Source organism: Amycolatopsis sp. NPDC048633 (genome assembly GCF_040650695.1).
Classification (GTDB): Bacteria; Actinomycetota; Actinomycetes; order Mycobacteriales; family Pseudonocardiaceae; genus Amycolatopsis.
Genome location: NZ_JBEZHS010000015.1, coordinates 140,267 through 156,394, shown reverse-complemented (window position 1 = coordinate 156,394; position 16,128 = coordinate 140,267). Strand labels below are relative to the sequence as shown.

The 16,128-nt window shown below is 74.0% G+C and carries 10 protein-coding genes; 4 read left to right on the top strand and 6 right to left on the bottom strand.

What is annotated here, in order from left to right:
• Positions 1–168: 168 nt before the first annotated feature.
• Positions 169–3,792: a BTAD domain-containing putative transcriptional regulator gene (locus tag AB0C38_RS26050; protein ID WP_360677849.1), complete on the bottom strand. Its 3,624-nt coding sequence runs from the start codon at positions 3,790–3,792 to the stop codon at positions 169–171.
• 322 nt (positions 3,793–4,114) lie between these two features.
• Positions 4,115–7,363 (bottom strand): BTAD domain-containing putative transcriptional regulator, encoded by a 3,249-nt coding sequence (locus tag AB0C38_RS26045; RefSeq protein WP_360677847.1) that lies wholly within the window; start codon positions 7,361–7,363, stop codon positions 4,115–4,117.
• Between the two features lie 179 nt (positions 7,364–7,542).
• On the opposite strand from AB0C38_RS26045, the gene AB0C38_RS26040 reads away from it, so the two are divergent.
• The 4 genes from AB0C38_RS26040 to AB0C38_RS26025 all read left to right on the top strand — a co-directional run bounded on the left by AB0C38_RS26040 (position 7,543) and on the right by AB0C38_RS26025 (position 10,091).
• Positions 7,543–7,800: a WXG100 family type VII secretion target gene (locus AB0C38_RS26040; protein ID WP_360677845.1), complete on the top strand. Its 258-nt coding sequence runs from the start codon at positions 7,543–7,545 to the stop codon at positions 7,798–7,800.
• Positions 7,797–8,051, top strand: a complete 255-nt coding sequence (locus AB0C38_RS26035; protein WP_360677843.1) for a WXG100 family type VII secretion target — start codon at positions 7,797–7,799, stop codon at positions 8,049–8,051. The genes AB0C38_RS26040 and AB0C38_RS26035 overlap by 4 nt, the downstream gene beginning before the upstream one ends.
• Before the next feature lie 63 nt (positions 8,052–8,114).
• Entirely contained in the window at positions 8,115–8,717 is a 603-nt protein-coding gene (locus AB0C38_RS26030) for a response regulator transcription factor (RefSeq protein ID WP_360677841.1), read from the top strand.
• Between the two features lie 48 nt (positions 8,718–8,765).
• On the top strand, positions 8,766–10,091 hold the full coding sequence (locus AB0C38_RS26025) for an amidase family protein (protein ID WP_360677839.1): 1,326 nt from the start codon (positions 8,766–8,768) through the stop codon (positions 10,089–10,091).
• A gap of 322 nt (positions 10,092–10,413) precedes the next feature.
• Here AB0C38_RS26025 and AB0C38_RS26020 read toward each other — a convergent pair whose 3' ends face one another.
• The 4 genes from AB0C38_RS26020 to AB0C38_RS26005 all read right to left on the bottom strand — a co-directional run bounded on the left by AB0C38_RS26020 (position 10,414) and on the right by AB0C38_RS26005 (position 16,091).
• Positions 10,414–11,583 (bottom strand): cell division protein DivIVA, encoded by a 1,170-nt coding sequence (locus AB0C38_RS26020; RefSeq protein ID WP_360677837.1) that lies wholly within the window; start codon positions 11,581–11,583, stop codon positions 10,414–10,416.
• A 116-nt stretch (positions 11,584–11,699) separates the two neighbouring features.
• On the bottom strand, positions 11,700–13,694 hold the full coding sequence (locus AB0C38_RS26015; RefSeq protein WP_360677835.1) for an SDR family oxidoreductase: 1,995 nt from the start codon (positions 13,692–13,694) through the stop codon (positions 11,700–11,702).
• A 100-nt stretch (positions 13,695–13,794) separates the two neighbouring features.
• Positions 13,795–14,634, bottom strand: coding sequence for a class F sortase (locus AB0C38_RS26010; RefSeq protein ID WP_360677833.1), 840 nt, complete (start codon positions 14,632–14,634; stop codon positions 13,795–13,797).
• Between the two features lie 5 nt (positions 14,635–14,639).
• Positions 14,640–16,091 carry a hypothetical protein gene (locus tag AB0C38_RS26005; RefSeq protein WP_360677831.1) on the bottom strand — a complete coding sequence of 484 codons (1,452 nt, stop codon included), beginning with the start codon at positions 16,089–16,091 and terminating at the stop codon, positions 14,640–14,642.
• Positions 16,092–16,128: the final 37 nt, after the last annotated feature.

The following is a 16,128-nucleotide window of genomic DNA, read 5'->3' as shown; positions in this document are numbered from 1 at the left end:
CCCGGATCACGCGTGTCGACCTCCTGATCACGCGTGCCGACCCTTCCGTCACGTGAGCACCGCGGCCGGACGCCGGGCTTGCGTGGCTGGAAGGTCGACACGCGTGATTGAAGGGTCGACACGCGTGATTGAAGGGTCGACTCGCGTGATTGGAGGGTCGACACGGCGTCAGGGGCGGCGGCGGAAGGCGTCGGCGACTCCCGAGCGTGACGGGGTTTCCAGCTTGCCCAGCAACCGCGTCACGTGGGCCTGGACCGTCCGCCGCGGCAGGGACAGCTCCGCCGCGATGTCCGGGTTCGAGCGGCCCTCCGCGACCAGGCTCGCGATCCGGGCCTCGATCGGCGTCAACGACTCCCAGCCGTGGCCCGGCCGGACCGGCGAGAACAACGCCCCGCGGCGAACTCCCAGCCGGCGCAAGCGCGTCTCCGCCCGGCGCAGGTCCCAGCGCGCCCCCAGTGCCGTGTACAGCTCCGCCGCCTCCTCGAACGCCGCGTGCGCCGCGTCCAGGTGGCCTCCGCTGGCCAGCAGGACCGCCGCGTCTTCGAGGACGGCCGCCAGTTCCGGCCGGCGGCCGACCGCGCGGAAGTGCTCCGCCGTCGCGAGCACCGGTGCCGGGTCGTCCTCGATCAGGCCCCGGCACCACGACACCGCCGCGTGCGCCCGCGCCGGACGTCGCTCCTTCGCCGCCTCTTCCTCACAGACCTCCAACGCCCGGCGGGCGCGGACGACGTCGTCCTGCTCCATCGCCAGCCGCACGAACGCCGGGAGCCACTGGTGGCGCAGCATCATCTGCGCGTACGTCGGGTTCAGGATCGGCTCGAGCACGGCCATCGCGCGGGCCCGGTCGCCACGCTGCTCGGCCGCGAGGGCGTCCGCGACCAGCAGGAAGTCGAAGCTCTCCCGCTCGGCGCCGGTCGCCGGGGCGTACTCCTCCGCCGCGTCGAGGTGGGCCGCCGCCTGCGCGCGGTCGTCGCGGCGGCCCGCGATCAGCGCCGCGACGCCGTGCAGCAGCAGCGCCGCCGGGCCGGGCTCGCGCAGGCCGTAGAACGTGATCGCCGGGCCGTCCTCGGTGACCGTGTCCAGCTCGACCAGCGCCTCGTCCCAGCGGCCTTCCCAGTACCGGTGCACCGCGACGGACACCTGCAGCCCCACCGGCATCGAGTGCCGCACCGCGACGTCGCCGGCCGCGCGCAACGCCGCGTCCGCCTCGGCGAGCCGGTCGAGGTTCTGGAGCGTGAACACGCGGTTGTCGAGCAGGTCGAGGTGCAGGTCGGCCAGCTCGTGCTCGTCGCCGGCGGCCTCGATCGCCGCGTCGATGTGCGTGAGCGCGGAGTCGTGCTCGCGGCGCACGGAATCGACCAGCCACAACGACTGCAGCGCGTGCGCCGTCAGGTACCGGTCACCGCCGGCGAACGACTTGGTTTCGTACGCGGCCTTCTCCGCCGTGTCCAAATCGGACAGATCGCCGCGGCGGAAGTTCGCCAGCAGCTGCCGGTGCTTGACCCGCCAGAGCTCCGGCACGGCCGGGTCGTCGGCCGACGCGGCGAGGATCGCGACCGCGCCCTCGGTGTCGCCCCGGCGGTGCCGCAGCGCCGCGAGGACGTGCCGCATCTCCTCCGCGGCGTCCGGGTCGGTGGTCACGTCGAGAGCTTGCTGTGCCAGGGACTCCGGGTTGCGTTCCAGCCGGAAGAGCACCTTGACCAGGGCCACGAGCAGCACTTCGCGCCGCGGGCCGGCGCCCGCGGCCAGCGCCCGTTCCAGCAGCTCGACGGCGATCAGCGGCGCCCGGTTGGACACGGCCGCGTGGTGCGCGGCGAGCCAGTCCAGCACCCATTCGTCCACAGTGGCCGGTGCGGCGACCAGCTGCTCGGCGACGCGCTTGACCGGCGCGCCGATCCCCGCGAGCGCTTCCGCGGCCTGCCGGTGCAGCGCCGCCCGCGTCCCGGCCAGCAGCCGGTCGTAGAGCGCCTGGCGCAGCAGGGGATGCCGGAACGCGAGCTGCGTCCCGGTGTCGATGAGGACGTTCGCGGCGACGGCCTCTTCCAGCGGCTCCAGCAGGTCCGACGGCCGGGTGCCGAGCACCGCGGCGATGTCCCCGACGGCGAACTCCATGCCCAGCAACGCGCCCCAGCGCAGCACCTCCTGCGTCCGGGCGGGCAGGAAGTCGAGCCGCCGGTCGACCGCGGCGACCAGCGAGCGCGGCGCTTCGAACTCCGCCGGGTCGTCGACGTCGGCCTCGCCGCCGCTCACCTCGACCGCGCCGGCGCGCAGCAGGACGTCGACCATTTCCTTGACGTACAACGGGTTCCCGGCGCCACGAGCGGCCAGCTCGCGCAACCCGGGCCCGGGTACGGCCCCGATCTGGTCCTCGATCAGCCGTCCGACGTCTTCGCCGGTCAACGGCCCGAGGTCGAGCACGACACCGTCGCGAGCCTGGACGCCGCGGCGCAGCTGGGCGAGCTCGGCGCGGTCCGGCGCCGGCCGGGTCGCGGCCACCAGCAACAGCGGCAGCTGCCGGGTCGCCGCGCAGAGGCGGTGCCAGACCAGCACGGACGCCTCGTCGGCCCACTGCAGGTCGTCGACCACCAGCACCTGCGGCGAGCGCGCGCACAGCTCGTCGACCAGGGCCAGGAGGCGGTCGACGGCGCCGAGCACCGGGTCGGCCGGCCCCAGACCGCGTCGCACCGGGCCCTCGCCGGCGAGCTCCTTGGCCACTTTCGCGCGCCGCGGGTCGGCCGAATGCGCGTCGATCGCCAGGCACTCCAGCATCACCTGCAGCGGGAACCGGGTGCTCAGCTCGTCGGCCGCGGCCCAGAGCCGCTGGAACCCCGGGCCGTCCGGCAGGGTGCTGGTGAGCAGCTCGGACTTGCCGATCCCGGCTTCGCCCTCGATCCACACGGCCCGGCCGCGCCCGGCCCGGACGTCGGCGACGAGCTCGGCGAGCCGGGTCGTCTCGGCTTCCCGGCCGAAGAGCCGGTGCCCGGTGACCTCGACCGGGGCCGCGGGCGCGTCGAGACCCGGGTCCTGGGCGAGGATCTGCTGGTGGAGGCGCTGCAGCGCGGGGCCGGGCTCGACGCCGAGCTCGCTGATCAGGGTGGCGCGGGCGTCGCGGAAGACGTCGAGGGCGTCGGCGTGCCGGCCACTGCGGTAGAGGGCGAGCATGAGCGACTCGCGCAGCGACTCCCGCAGCGGGTGCTCGCCGGCCAGCACCGCCAGCTCCGGCGCGAGGTCGAGGTGCCCGCCGAGGGCCAGCAACGCCTGGGCGCGCCGGTCGAGGGTGTTCAGCCGCAGCTCGGCGAGGTATTCGCGGTGCCGCTCGGCGAACCCGCCGGGGACGCCGGAGAGCGCTTCCCCCTGCCAGAGCGCGAGGGCGGCGTCGAGCTCGGTGACGGCCGCCCGGGGATCGCCGCGGTCGAGGTGCTGTTGCGCGCGTTCGCGGTGCCGGTCGAAGACGGCGGCGTCGAGCGCGTCCTCGTCGAGCAGCAGTGAGTACCCGGCGGGGTCCGACACGAGGACGCTGGCGGCCGACCAGCGCGACCGGTCGGGTTCGAGCGCCCGCCGCAGGCCCGAGACGTAGGTGTGGACGCTGCCCTCGACGCTCGCGGGCGCGGAGTCGCCCCAGACGCCGGCGATCAGCTCGGCCCGGGGGACCGCGCGGCCGGCGTTGACCGCGAGCACGGCGAAGATCGCGCGCTGACGGGCGGGGCCGAGGCCGATTTCGGCCGCCCCGCGCCAGGCCCGCAGGGGGCCCAGCACGCCCACTCGCAGACCGGTGTCCGCTTCCCCTCGCATGTCGCTGCCCGTTCCCTCGGGGGACGAACCCGCCGGGGGCGGGCCCCCAGGACCCCGGCGGACATCTTTCGGTGCCGACTACTCCGGCGAGCTTACCGACGTGGCAAGCCCCGATCGGTTGCGCCGCGGCCGGACCGACCCGACTTCGGTAGGGGCCGGCGCGCCGACCGGTATCGATCATCCGACCGGTATGTCCCGGCGCCGGACGTCATGAAAGGGTCGTTCACCGCGTCGGAGGCCCTGAACGAGTCGTTCATGACGTCGGCGGGCGGGCAGGTGGTCCCGCGGGAGGGGCGGCCGAGCCGAGCCGGGACAGCGGCCCTCACTCGCCGGCGACCGCCCGGGACCGTACCGAGCCCGCGCGCCGGATCCCGAACGGCTGTACCCGGGCCTCCGCGCGCCGCACGTCCCACACCGCGCCCATCCCCGTGTACGCCGTCAGGGCCACCCGGAACGCCGTCCGCGCGTCGTCGAGCCGGCCCGACTCCGCCAGCAGGATCGCCGCGTCCTCGGTCGCCTTGGCCCGCTTCAGCAACCGGCCCGCCGCCCGGTAGTGGGACACCGCCGTCAGCACCGGTTCCGGATCCCCGGTGACGAGCCCGCGGCAGTGGGCGGCCGCCGCCGCGTGGGCCGGTGGGACGTCGCCCTCCGGGGTCAGCAGGCGCGCCGCCCGGCGGGCGAGGCCGGGCTCACCGAGCCACAAGCTGAGCCGCACCAGGTCGGGCAGCCACTGGTGGCGGGCCGCCGGCGGGTAGTTCTCCTCCAGCAGCGGCAGCAACGCCGTCAGCGCCGCCTCGGGCCGGCCGTCCTGCTCGGCCAGCAGGGCGCGCGCCGCGAGCAGGAAGTCGCCGCCGTCGGGCTCGAGCCCCGGCGGCCACTGCTGCCGGCCCGCCGCGTCGAGGTGCGTCGCGGCCAGGGCCGGGTCGCCGCGGTGCCCGGCGATCAGCGCGCCCACGCCGTGCACCAGCAACGCCGACCCGGGGCTGCGCAGGACGTACGACGCCGTTTCCGCGCCGTCGCGGATCACCGCGTCCAGCTCGGCCAGCGCTTTGGGCCACCGGCCCAGCCAGTAGTAGTGCACCGCGCCGGCCAGGTGCATCTCGCCCGGCACCGCGCGCGTCGCGGCGATCCGCCGGGCGGCTTCGAGGGGTTCGGTGGCCTCGTCGAGGCTGTCGAGGGTCGGCACGGACAGCGCCGCGTCGTCCAGCGGGTGCAGCCCGGCCGGCGCGAGGGCCGTCTCGTCGCCGAGCCGCTCCAGCGTGGCCAGCAGCGACTCGTGCCGCCCGCGCCACATCTCCGGGACGTCGGCGTCGTCGAGCGTCCGCTTCAGCTCGGCCGTCGCCTCGGCGAAGTCGCCGCGCCGGTAGTAGACGTAGGCCAGGATCCAGCGCATCTCGGCCGCGCGCCTGCTGTCGGACGTCCGCGCGACGACCGAGCGCGCCTCCGCCTCGGGTTCGCGGCCGAGCCAGAACAGCAGCCGCGCGAGCGTCGCGGTCAGCGTCTCCCGCGCGTCCGGCGGCAGCGTCCCCTGCGTGACGGCGTGGCGCAGCAGGTCGACGGCGACCCGCGGGGTCTCGGTGGCGACCGCGCCGATGTTGTCCAGCAGCCACGTCGTCACCCACGGGTCGACCTGCGCGGGCGCGGCGGCGAGCTGCTCGGCGACGCGGTCGGCGGGGGCGCGCGCGGCGGCGAACGCCTCGGCCAGCTGCCGGTGCAGCGCCACCCGCATCGCCGCGGGCGTCTTTTCGTAGAGCACGCGGCGCAGCAACGAATGCCGGAACGCCAGCCGGTCACCCGACTCGACGAGCACCCCGGACGTGATCGCCTCGTCGACCGCGCCGACCAACGCCGTCGGCGGCCGTTCGGTGGCGACGGCGATGTCCGACAGCGAGAACTCGCGGCCCAGCAGCGCGGCCCAGCGCAGCGTGTCGCGGGTGCCGCTGGAGAGGAAGCTCAGGTACAGCGTGATCCGCGACCCCAGCGGGGCCGGGATGGTCCGGAACGAGTTGCCGTCCAGGTGCGCGTGGACGCCGTCGAGCACGATCATCGACTGCGCCAGCAGCGTTTCGACGATATCCCTGACGTAGCGCGGGTTTCCGGACCCGTCGGACACCAGCGCCCGCAGCCCCGGCCCGGGTGGCGCGCCCACCAGCTCGGTGGCCAGCTCGTGCGTCTCGGCTTCGGCCAGCGGCGGCAGCGCGACCACGGTGGTGACATCGTTGTCGAGTTCGGCCCGCAGGTCGTCGAGCGCGGCCGGTCGCGGCACCGGCCGGCACGCGCCGACCAGCAGGAGCGGCAGCTCCCGCGTCTCCCGGCTCAGGTACCGCCAGACGCGCAACGTGGTGTCGTCGGCCCAGTGCAGGTCGTCGACCGCGAGCACCAGCGGCGCCTCCGCGCACAGCTCGCGGACCAGCCCGAGCAGGCCGTCGACCGGGTCTTCGCCGGACGGCTCGGCGAGCCGTCCGGCCAGGTGCGCGCGGCGCTCGTCAGTGGCCCGCGGGTGCACGCCCAGCGCGTCCAGCAGCGGCCGCAGGGCGAACCGCTGGTCCAGCGCGTCCGCCGCGGCGAAAGCCGGTTTGAAGTCCTGGGCCATGGCGAGCAGCTCGGCCAGCAGCGCCGTCCGGCCGCTGCCCGGTTCGCCTTCGAGCCACAGCGAACGCCCGGTGCCCGCACCGAGGTCGGCGACGGCTTCGCGCAGCCGGGCCAGCTCGGCCTCCCGGCCGACGAAGACATCCGCGCGCTCCGGCATCGACGTGACGGGCGACCGTGGCACGTGCACGGGCGGCGGCGGTTTCGGCGCCGGCTTCTCCCGCAGCTCGTCGTGCAGCCGCCGCAGCGCGGGGCCCGGCTCGGTGCCCGAGGCCTCGACGAGCCGGTCGCGGACGTCGGCGTAGACCGCGATCGCCTCGGTCCGCCGGTCGGAGCGGACCAGCGCGCGCATGAGCAGGCCGCGCAGCGTCTCGCGGAAGGGGTGCTCGCGGGTCAGCGCGGTCAGCTCGGCGATGAGTTCGGCGTGCCCGCCCGATTCGAGGACGATTTCGGCGCGACGCTCGATCGTCGCCAGCCGCACCTCGGCCAGCCGCACGCGCTGGGCGGCGGCGAACGGCCCGGGCAGCCCCGACAGCGGGACGCCGTGCCAGAGGTCGAGGGCTTCGTCGAGGACTTCGCGCGCGGCGCGCGGGTCGCCGGCCGACTGCTTGCGCTGGGCCAGTTCCCGCAGGGTTTCGAACCGGTGGACGTCGATCGCGCCGGCGTCCAGGCGGAGCGAGTAGCCGGACCCGATCGACGCGAGCAGCTGCGGGCCCTCGCCCTTGGCACGCCCGGGCTCGAGCGCGCGCCGCAGGCCGGAGACGTAGGTGTAGATGGAGCCTTGGGCGCTCTGCGGCGGCGCCTCGCCCCAGACGGCGTCGATCAGCTCCTCGCGCGAAACCGTGCGGTCGGGGTTCATCGCCAGTACGGCGAGGACCGTCCGCCGGTGCGCGGAGCCGAGGTCGAGCTCCGTGTCGCCCTGCCACGCTTTGACCGGGCCCAGCAGCTGGAGTCTCGGCGCGGAGCCGTCCGCAGCCGACATCGGTCTCCCTTCGTGCGCTGACGAACCGTCACGCGCCGGATGCCTGACGTGAGCATACGCGGCCGCCGTGAACCGGCAGGCAAGGATGGCGGACATTCGGGCAACGGCGGACGGGCGGGGTTCCGCCGGCCCGCGGGGTGCGCGACGCTCGGGTCGCCGAGACCTCGAAGGAGCCCGAAATGGCCACATCCGAGCCGACGGAGGACATGAAACAGGCCGCCGTCCGCTTCACGTATGCCATCGAGGCGGCGGGCGCGCACCTTCGCGACGTCAACAGCGAGATGGCGATGGTCCAGGCGTCCTGGCGGGGCGAGGCGTCGGTGCGGTTCGGCCAGGCGATGAACGACTGGGAGCAGGAGTTCGACGTGATCCTCTCGCGGCTGGCCCGGCTCCTCGAGCTGACCGGCGGCGGCGTGCCACGGCAGCGGCGGTCATGACGCGCGGCGAGCTCGACTTCGGTTTCGCCGACCTGGTGCTGGACCGGATGGGGGCGATCACCGGCGAGCTGGACGGCCTGCTCGCCGAGCTGGAGTCCACTGTGGAGCCGGAGCTGGCCGGCTGGACCGGCGAGGCGCGGGAGGAGTACCTGCGCGCGAAGCGCGAGTGGGGACGGGCGGCCGAGCGGATGCCGGCGTGCCTGGAGCGGGCGCGGGAGGCGTTCGGCGAGCTGGCCCGCGGCGTCCGGTGACTTCTTCACGCGCGTGAAGACGGAATAGGGAAGGCGTGAAGACCGGCCGTCCACACTGCTGCCATGAAGCCCGTCGAAGTGACCGTCCTCGCCTCGGACCCGATCACGCACGCCGGCGCGGTGAGCCTCCTGGAGTCCCATCCCGACGTCCAGGTCACCGACCTCCTGCCCGACGTGCTGCTGGTGATGGAAGAGCACGTCACCGAGGCGGTGCTGGGCGAGGTCCGCGCGGCGAAGGCGTCGCACGTCGTGCTGGTGGTCGAGCACTTCCGCGAGAGCGACCTGATGTCGGTGCTGGAGAGCGGCGTCGTGGCGATCTTGCCGCGCCGCGAGACGGGCGGCGCCGAGCTGGTGACGGCGGTGCTCGCGGCGGGCGACGGCACGGCGAACCTGCCGCCGCGGCTGCAGGGGGCGCTGCTTTCGCAGGTCCAGCGGATGCGCAAGGACGTCCTGGAGCCGAACGGGCTGACGCTGTCCGGGCTCGCCGCCCGTGAGTGCGACGTGCTGCGGCTGGTCGCCGAGGGGTTCGGGACCGAGGAGATCGCCGCGAAGCTGTGCTACTCGGAGCGGACGGTGAAGAACGTCCTCTACGGCCTGATGACCCGCTGCGGCCTCAACAACCGCGCCCACGCCGTCGCTTACGCGCTGCGGGCCGGCGCGATCTGAGACGTTTTCTTTGCCACTGTCACCTTTTCGTGGGCTAGGGTCGCGATCATGGTGTCGACCGCAGTGGAGATCGCGGCTTCCGTCCGGGCCGGGGACCTCGATCCGGTACAGGTGACGAAGGAAGCCCTCGACCGGATCGCCGCGGCGGACGGCGTCGTCGGCGCGTTCCGCCGGGTGCGGGCCGAGGAGGCGCTCGCGGAGGCCGCCGCGGTGGGTGCGCGGGCCGACCTCGCGTCGCTGCCGCTGGCCGGAGTGCCCGTCGCGGTAAAGGACGTCACGGAGATCGCGGGCGAGTACGCGTCGCACGGTTCGCAGGCGGGGCCGTCCTCGCTCGCCGGGGAAGACGGCGTGATCGCGGCGCGGCTGCGGGCGGCCGGCGCGGTGCTCGTGGGGCTGACGCGGGTGCCGGAGCTGTGCGTCTGGCCGATGAGCGACACCCCGGACGGCATCGCCCGCAACCCCTGGGACCCGACGTACGCGTCGGGCGGTTCGTCCGGCGGCAGCGCGGCGGCGGTCGCGGCCGGACTGGTTCCCTTGGCGCACGGCACCGATGGCATGGGCTCGGTCCGGCTGCCGGCGGCGATGTGCGGGCTGGTCGGCCTGAAGCCGGGCGCGGACGTGCTCGCCGAAGGCGGCTGGTTCGGCATGTCGGTGCACGGCCCGCTGGCCACGACGGTGGCCGACGCGGCGCTGCTGGTGTCAGTGCTGGCTTCGGATCCTGCTTTGGGCGTTGTTTCGCCGCCGCCGGTTTCGCGCATCGGGATGTCGACGACGGTGCCGCTGCTGCACACCCCGGTGCCCCGCGAGCTGGTCGCGGCGGTTTCGCAGGCGGCGGGGCTGCTGGCGTCGGCCGGTCACCCGATTTCCCCGGCGGCCCCGCGCTACCCGGCGACGATGGTCCTGGGCATGACGGCCCGCTGGTGCGCGGGCCCGGCCGAGCAGGCCCGCGATTTCGACTTCGGGCGGTTCCAGCGCCGGACGCGCACGCACGTGCGAGTGGGCCGGTTCATCCAGCGGGCGGGCCTGATCCGGTCGCGTACGCGTGACCGGTGGGTCTCGCGGGCCTCGGAGTTCTTCGAGTCCCACGACGTCTTGATGACGCCGACGCTGTCGCACTGGCCGGTGAAGGCGGGCCGCTGGCACGAGCGCCGGTGGCTGACGAACGTCCTGCCGTCGACGCGCCTGGCGGGCTTCACGGGCCAGTGGAACCTGGCGGGCTACCCGGCGATCACGGTCCCGGTGGGCCGGTCGGTCAGATCGGGCCTGCCGACGTCGGTGCAGCTGATCGCGCGGCCGGGAGGGGAGTCGCTGCTGCTGGGCCTGGCGGCCCAGCTGGAGTCGGCGAACCCCTGGCCCCGCACGGCCCGAGGCTGACCCTAAGCGCCCCAAGGCCACATTGGTTGCGTTGAACGCACCCAAGGCGGCCTTCGGTGCGTTGAACGCACCGAAGGCCACATTGGGGCGCTCTGGGGGTGCCCGGGGCGGCAGCGGGGCTGGCCGGATGGCATGAACGGGTCGTTCGTGTCGTCGGACGCGGTGAACGAGTCGTTCATGGCGTCGCTGCCCGCTGTGGACAACTCGCGCGGAGGCTCCGGAACTGTCGGTGCCCGCCGGTGGCGTGGAAAACGGGGGCTGCTCAGCCCCGGAACGCGCTGAAGGCCGCCCCGATCACTCGGGACGGCCTTCAGCGGAGTGCTCAGGAACCCGGCTTGCTCGCCGCCGGCGACAGCGGCTTCGCGCCGTTGCCGTTGCCGTTCCCGTTGGCCGGCTTGGTCGCCGGGCCGTTCGGCTTCGCGGGCGCGTTCCCCGGCTTCGCCACCGGCTTGGGCGCGGGCCCGGCGGCCTTCACCGCGGGCTTCGCCGAAGCCGGGATCGACGGCTGGACCACCGGGACGACCGGGGCCGACGGCGTCGTCGCGGACTCGGGCGAGTCGCCGCCCACCAGCTTGGACGCCTGAGGGATCACCGCTTCCTCCGGCAGCGTCGCCAGCTGCGTCTCGCTGCGGTTGAGGATGTCCTCCGCCGCCGCCAGGCTCTTGCGGGCCTGCTCGCGGATCTCCGCCAGCCGCTCGACCTTGCGGTTCGCCGCCGTCGTGCGCTGGGCGGCCTGGGTCGTCGCCTCGTCGAGACGGCGCCGGGCCTCCGCCGTGGCTTCGTCGAGCCGCCGCTTGGCCTCCGCCGTCGCCTCCGCGAGCCGGCGCTCGGCCTGGTTCTTGCTCGCCGTGCGCTGGTCGGCGACGTGCTTCTCCAGCGCCGCCTTCTGGGCCGCCAGGGACGACTCGAACTCGCGCTCGAGCTTCCGCCGCTTCCGCTCGGCCTCGTTGTCCAGCAGCTCGCGCCGCTGGCCCGCTTCGACGGTCAGCCGCTGCACCTCGGCGCGCGTCTCGGAAAGCGCGTTCTCGTGCTCCGAGTGCAGCAGGTCGGCCTGCTTGTCCAGTTCCGCGACGAGCTTCGTGTACCGCTCGCGCAGCTTCGTCGACGCCTCGGTCGAACCCGCCCACGTCTTCTCCGCGGCGGCCTCGGCGCGCTTGATGATCTCGTCCGCGCGGGCCTGCGCGAGCGTGACCGTCCGCTGCATCCGCTCGTCGAGGTCCTCGAGCCGCTCCGGCGGTTTCTTCAGCTCCTCGATGCGCGCTTCCAGCGAAGCCATCTGCGACCGGATCGACTCGGCCTCGCGGGTCGCGGCGACGGCCTGCGAGGCCGCGGCGTCGCGTTCGCTCATCACGCGGCGCAGCTGGGCCTCGACGTGGTCGAGGTATTGCCGGACTTCGTTGCGGTCGAAGCCGTGCCAGGCCTGCGTGTATTCACGACGAAGGGGAAGGAGGCCGTTGAGGGCGGTTGCGGCGGGGTCGCGCTCAGGAACCATGCGCCCGACCGTACCCGGGCACCGTCCGCTTACGCCGGTCGGCTTAACAAATCACCAACACGTGTCGCGACCCTGGCGGCGCGTCGCCGGAATGGCGGCACCCGGAAAACGCAGAGTCACCAGTGGAACCCGCGCGAAAGCCGGGCCAGCGCCATCGCCGCACGTGAGAGGTGTTTCTCACCACGCCCGATCTTCAGTTCGCCCGAACCGCCCGCCGCGGTCGAATCCGGGAAGATCCGGAAACCCTGGTACGCGACGGCGTCGGTGAGGCCCGGCGTGAGCGTGTAGGCCAGCCCGATCGCCTGCCCGGCCGGGGTGCCGATGTGCTTCGGCCGCTCGAGGAGCGCCTTCAGCACCATGTCCGCGGCCTGCTCCGGCGACTTCGTCGGGAACGCGTCGTAGATCTTCGTCGGGCGGATCATCGGCGTGCGCACGAGCGGCATGTGAATGGTGGTGAACGTGATCCCGTCGCCGTGCGTCTCGGTCGCCGCGATCCGCGAGAAGTAGTCCAGCGCCGCCTTCGACGCCGCGTACGCCGAGAAGCGCGGCGCGATTCCCTGGACGCCGATCGAGGACACGTTCACGATGTGCCCGAACTTCCGCTCCGACATGTGCGGCAGCACCGCGAGGATCAGCCGGACCGCGCCGAAGTAGTTGATCGCCATCGCGCGCTCGTAGTCGTGCATCCGGTCGTAGGACAGCTTGATCGACCGGCGGATCGACCGGCCGGCGTTGTTGACCAGCATGTCGATCCGGCCGTGCTCGGCCAGCATCGCGTCGACGGCCTTGTGCACCGAGTCCTCGTCGGTGAGGTCGGCCGGGTACACCGACGCCGTGCCGCCGGCGGCGACGATCTCGTCGCGGACCTCTTCGAGCTCGTGCTGGCGGCGCGCGACGAGCAGCGGGACACCGCCGGCCGCCGCGACCTTCAGCGCCGTCGCGCGGCCGATGCCCGACGACGCCCCGGTGATGATCACGCGGCGGCCGTCCAGCTCGCCGCGCGGGCCGTGCTTGCGCGCGCGGAACGGGTCGAGGTGCTCGCGCCAGTAGCGCCAGAGCGTCGGCGCGTAGTCCTCCAGCCGCGGCGCTTCCACGTTGCCGGCCAGCGCCTTGCGCGTCTCGGCCGAGGAGAACACCGACGGGAACGCCATCGTGTCCAGCAGCACCGGCGGGATGCCGAACCGCTCCAGCACGGCGTCGCGGGCGATGGTGACGCCGGGGATGTGCTCGGTCAGCTTGACCAGCCCGACGATCCGCTTGGAGAGGCCTTCGCCGAACTGCGCGGTGATCGTCGGCGCGCCCGCGGCCTTCGCGAAGGCGTTGTACACCGAGACGACCGGCTGCGGCTCGGGGTTGACCAGGTGGAAGGCGTGCCCGTCGAGCCCGGGCTTGACCACCAGCTCCAGCAGCGCCTTGGCGACGTAGTCGACCGGCACGATGTTGGTGTCGCCGAGGTCGGGGCCGACGATCGGCAGCACGTCCGGCAGCCCGGCGAGCCTGCTGATCGCGGGGAAGAGGTAGTACGGGCCGTCGACCTTGTCCATCTCGCCGGTCTCGGAGTGCCCGACGACGACGGCCGGCCGGTACACCCGCCACGGCACCTCGTCCTGCTCGCGGACGATCTTCTCGGCCTCGAACTTCGTTCGGTGGTACGGCGTGACCAGCCGCTGCCCGGCGTCGAACATCTCCTCGGTGAAGACGCCTTCGTGGTCACCCGCGACGGCGACGGAAGACACGTGGTGCAGGCAGCCGGCGCGCAGGTCGGCGGCAAGGCCGACGACGGCGCGCGTGCCGTCCACATTGGCCTTGATGCTGGCTTCGTCGTCGGCGGTGAGGTCGTAGAGGGCGGCCAGGTGCACGACGTGGTCGACGTGCCCGCGCAGCTCTTCGCGGTCCGCTTCGGACACGCCGAGCAGCGGCTCGCCGAGGTCGCCGGTGACCAGCGTGACGCGGTCGGAGTGCGGCCACTGGTCGACCAGCGCGGCGAGCTTCGCCTTGCTCGACGCGCGGACCACCAGCGCGACGCGGTCGTCGTCGGGGCGGGAGAGCAGCAGCCGGGTGAACTGGCGCCCGATCAGTCCGGTCGCCCCGGTCACCAAGAACGTCGCCATCGTCTCCACACCTCTCGCCCGCATCCCTGACCCTGGGCATTCTGCTGCATCCGGCCGTCAGTGACCACCTCGCGGCGACGTGATGTTACCCACGAGTAACTTAGGCGGGGTCGGCGATGACGACGCGGTTCTCCTCGTAGCCGTCCGAGCCGCCGACCCAGCGGCCCCCGCACGTCACCAGCACGACGCGGTGCGGGCCGGACTGGCCGAACAGGTCGTCGGCCCGCGCGGGCAGATCGTCCTTGTGCACCGTGACCAGCTGGGAGATCCGGTAGCGCCAGGTCTGGCCCGCACTGTCCACAATGGTCACGACGGCGCCGATCTTCGCGCTCCAGAGCTCGGCGAACGGCCCGGTGGCGCCCCGCCAGTTCACGTGCCCGGCGAAGACGCTCGCCCCGCCGGCGGCGTCGAGCCCGGCGCCCCACCAGGTCGCCTGGCCGAGGTCGGCGGGGATCGGCAGCTCGCCGCCGGGGCCGAGGTCCTTGCGCACGAGCGCGGCCGTGCCGCCGGCGGGCAGCCGGACGGTGCCCGGTCGCTGAGGCGGCGGGGCGGGCGGAGGTGCGGCCGAGGACGGCGTCTGCGCGGCCGGAGCGACGGGTGCCGTGGTCGCCGGCGGCGGTGGCGCCGGGGTGCGCGAGCCGGCGGCCGGGGCGGCGGCGCCCGCGGCGGGCAGCGCGGTACCGGCCACGACGGCGACGGGCGGCGAGGTGACCACGGTGCCGCCGAACTGCACCGCGAGCACCGTCGCCGCGCCGAGTGCGAAACCGGCGATCAGCCGGTACCGGCCGGCCTTCGACGCGGTTCGGTTCCGGCGGCCGCCACGCCGCCAGGGGTCGGCGGTCTGCCAGTCCGTGGCGGGTGGCCAGTCGTCGGTTCGCCGGTCGCCGCGCTGCCATTCGTCGACGAACCAGCTGTCGTCCTGCCAGTCGTTTCCTGCCATCCGGGCTACCTGCGCGAAGCCCGCCGCGCGGCGAAGCCGACCAGCCCGGCGCCCAGCAGCACCAGCAGGCCGAGCCCGGCCAGGCCCGGCGCCGAGTAGCTCGTTTCGACCGCGCCCCGCGCCTGCGCCACCGGCGCGTCGCCGGCCGGGATCGCGCGCGGCACCTCGTTCGGCTTGTTGACCACGGACAGCGTGAGCGTCTCGCCCGGCTTCACCGTGCCGCACGCCGACGGCGGGTTCTTCGGGTCGTACGCGTTCGTGTAGCCCGGCGGCGGCCCGGCCTCCACGACGCAGATCTCCTGCGGCGCGCGGAGGTTCTCGACCGTCACGCCGCCGGTCGCGCCGTCGGTGGTGACCACCGCGGGCTTCCCGTCGGCGCCGGTGAGCGGCTTGCCGTCCTGGCCGAGCGCGGGCGACGTCTTGTCCTTGCCGGTGATCCGCAGGACCGCGCCGCCGACGCCCTTGCCCGTGTTCGCGTCGGTCTTCGTCACCTTCACCTGACCCGGCTTGGTGAGCGCGACGACGCCCTGCGCCGTCAGCTCCTTCTCGCCGCCGGTGGAGACGACGCGCTGCTTCGCGGTGTCGACCGGCGCCCGCACGTACGGCCGGTCGGCCGGCGCGGACAGCGACGCCACGAGCTTGGGCTGGTCGCCGGTCGGGGTCAGCTTCACCCGCACGGTGCCGTCCGCGTCCGTCTTCAGCGTGACGTCCTTCGCGGCGGCCTGCGGGCTCGCGTTCCCCGCGGTTTCCGCGGCCTTATCGTCGCCGAGGGTCGCGGCGGTCGCCGTCAGCTTCACCGGGACGTCGGAGACGCCTTTGCCCTTGGCGTTCTGCACGGTGACCGTCCACTCGGCGGGCTCGCCGAGGTGCTGGTCGCCGTCCGGTGTGGTCACCGACGCCGTCCACGGGCCGCGGTTGGTCTCGGCCTCCGTCTTCAGCTTGTCCACGGCGGCCCGGGCACCCGCCGGCAGGCCCGCCAGGTGGAACGGCGCGTCGTAGGCGATCTTCGCGGCCGGCAGCGACGCGTCGAGGTCGGCGGGCGTGCGCGGCGCCGAGGTCCAGGAGTGCAGCAGGTGCGCGAGCGCCGCGGCCTCATCCGGCTTCTTCGTGTCGCCGTAGCGCAGCAGCAGGTAGGAGATGTTCGCGGCCTGGTCGGCCGGGAGCTTGGTGCCCCACTTCGTGAGCAGTTCGTCGCCGGGTTCGTAGACCTCGTCGGTGTCCGGCGCCTTCAGCTGGAAGCTCACGCAGAAGACCTGCTGCCCGCCGACGACGTAGGACCCCAGCCAGTTCCGGCTGCCGGTGCCCGCCTGGCCCGGCTCGACCACGTGGCCGACGCCTTCCTGGGTCGCGGCGGCGGCCACGGGGGCGACGATCGTGGAAAGCGCGCCGAGCAGGGCCGCGGCGACCAGGCCGGTGAGCGCGCGGCGACCCGCGCGCGGGCGTGTTGACCACCTCATGGTGTGTAGGCTCCTTCGTCGGACGTGCGGACACGAC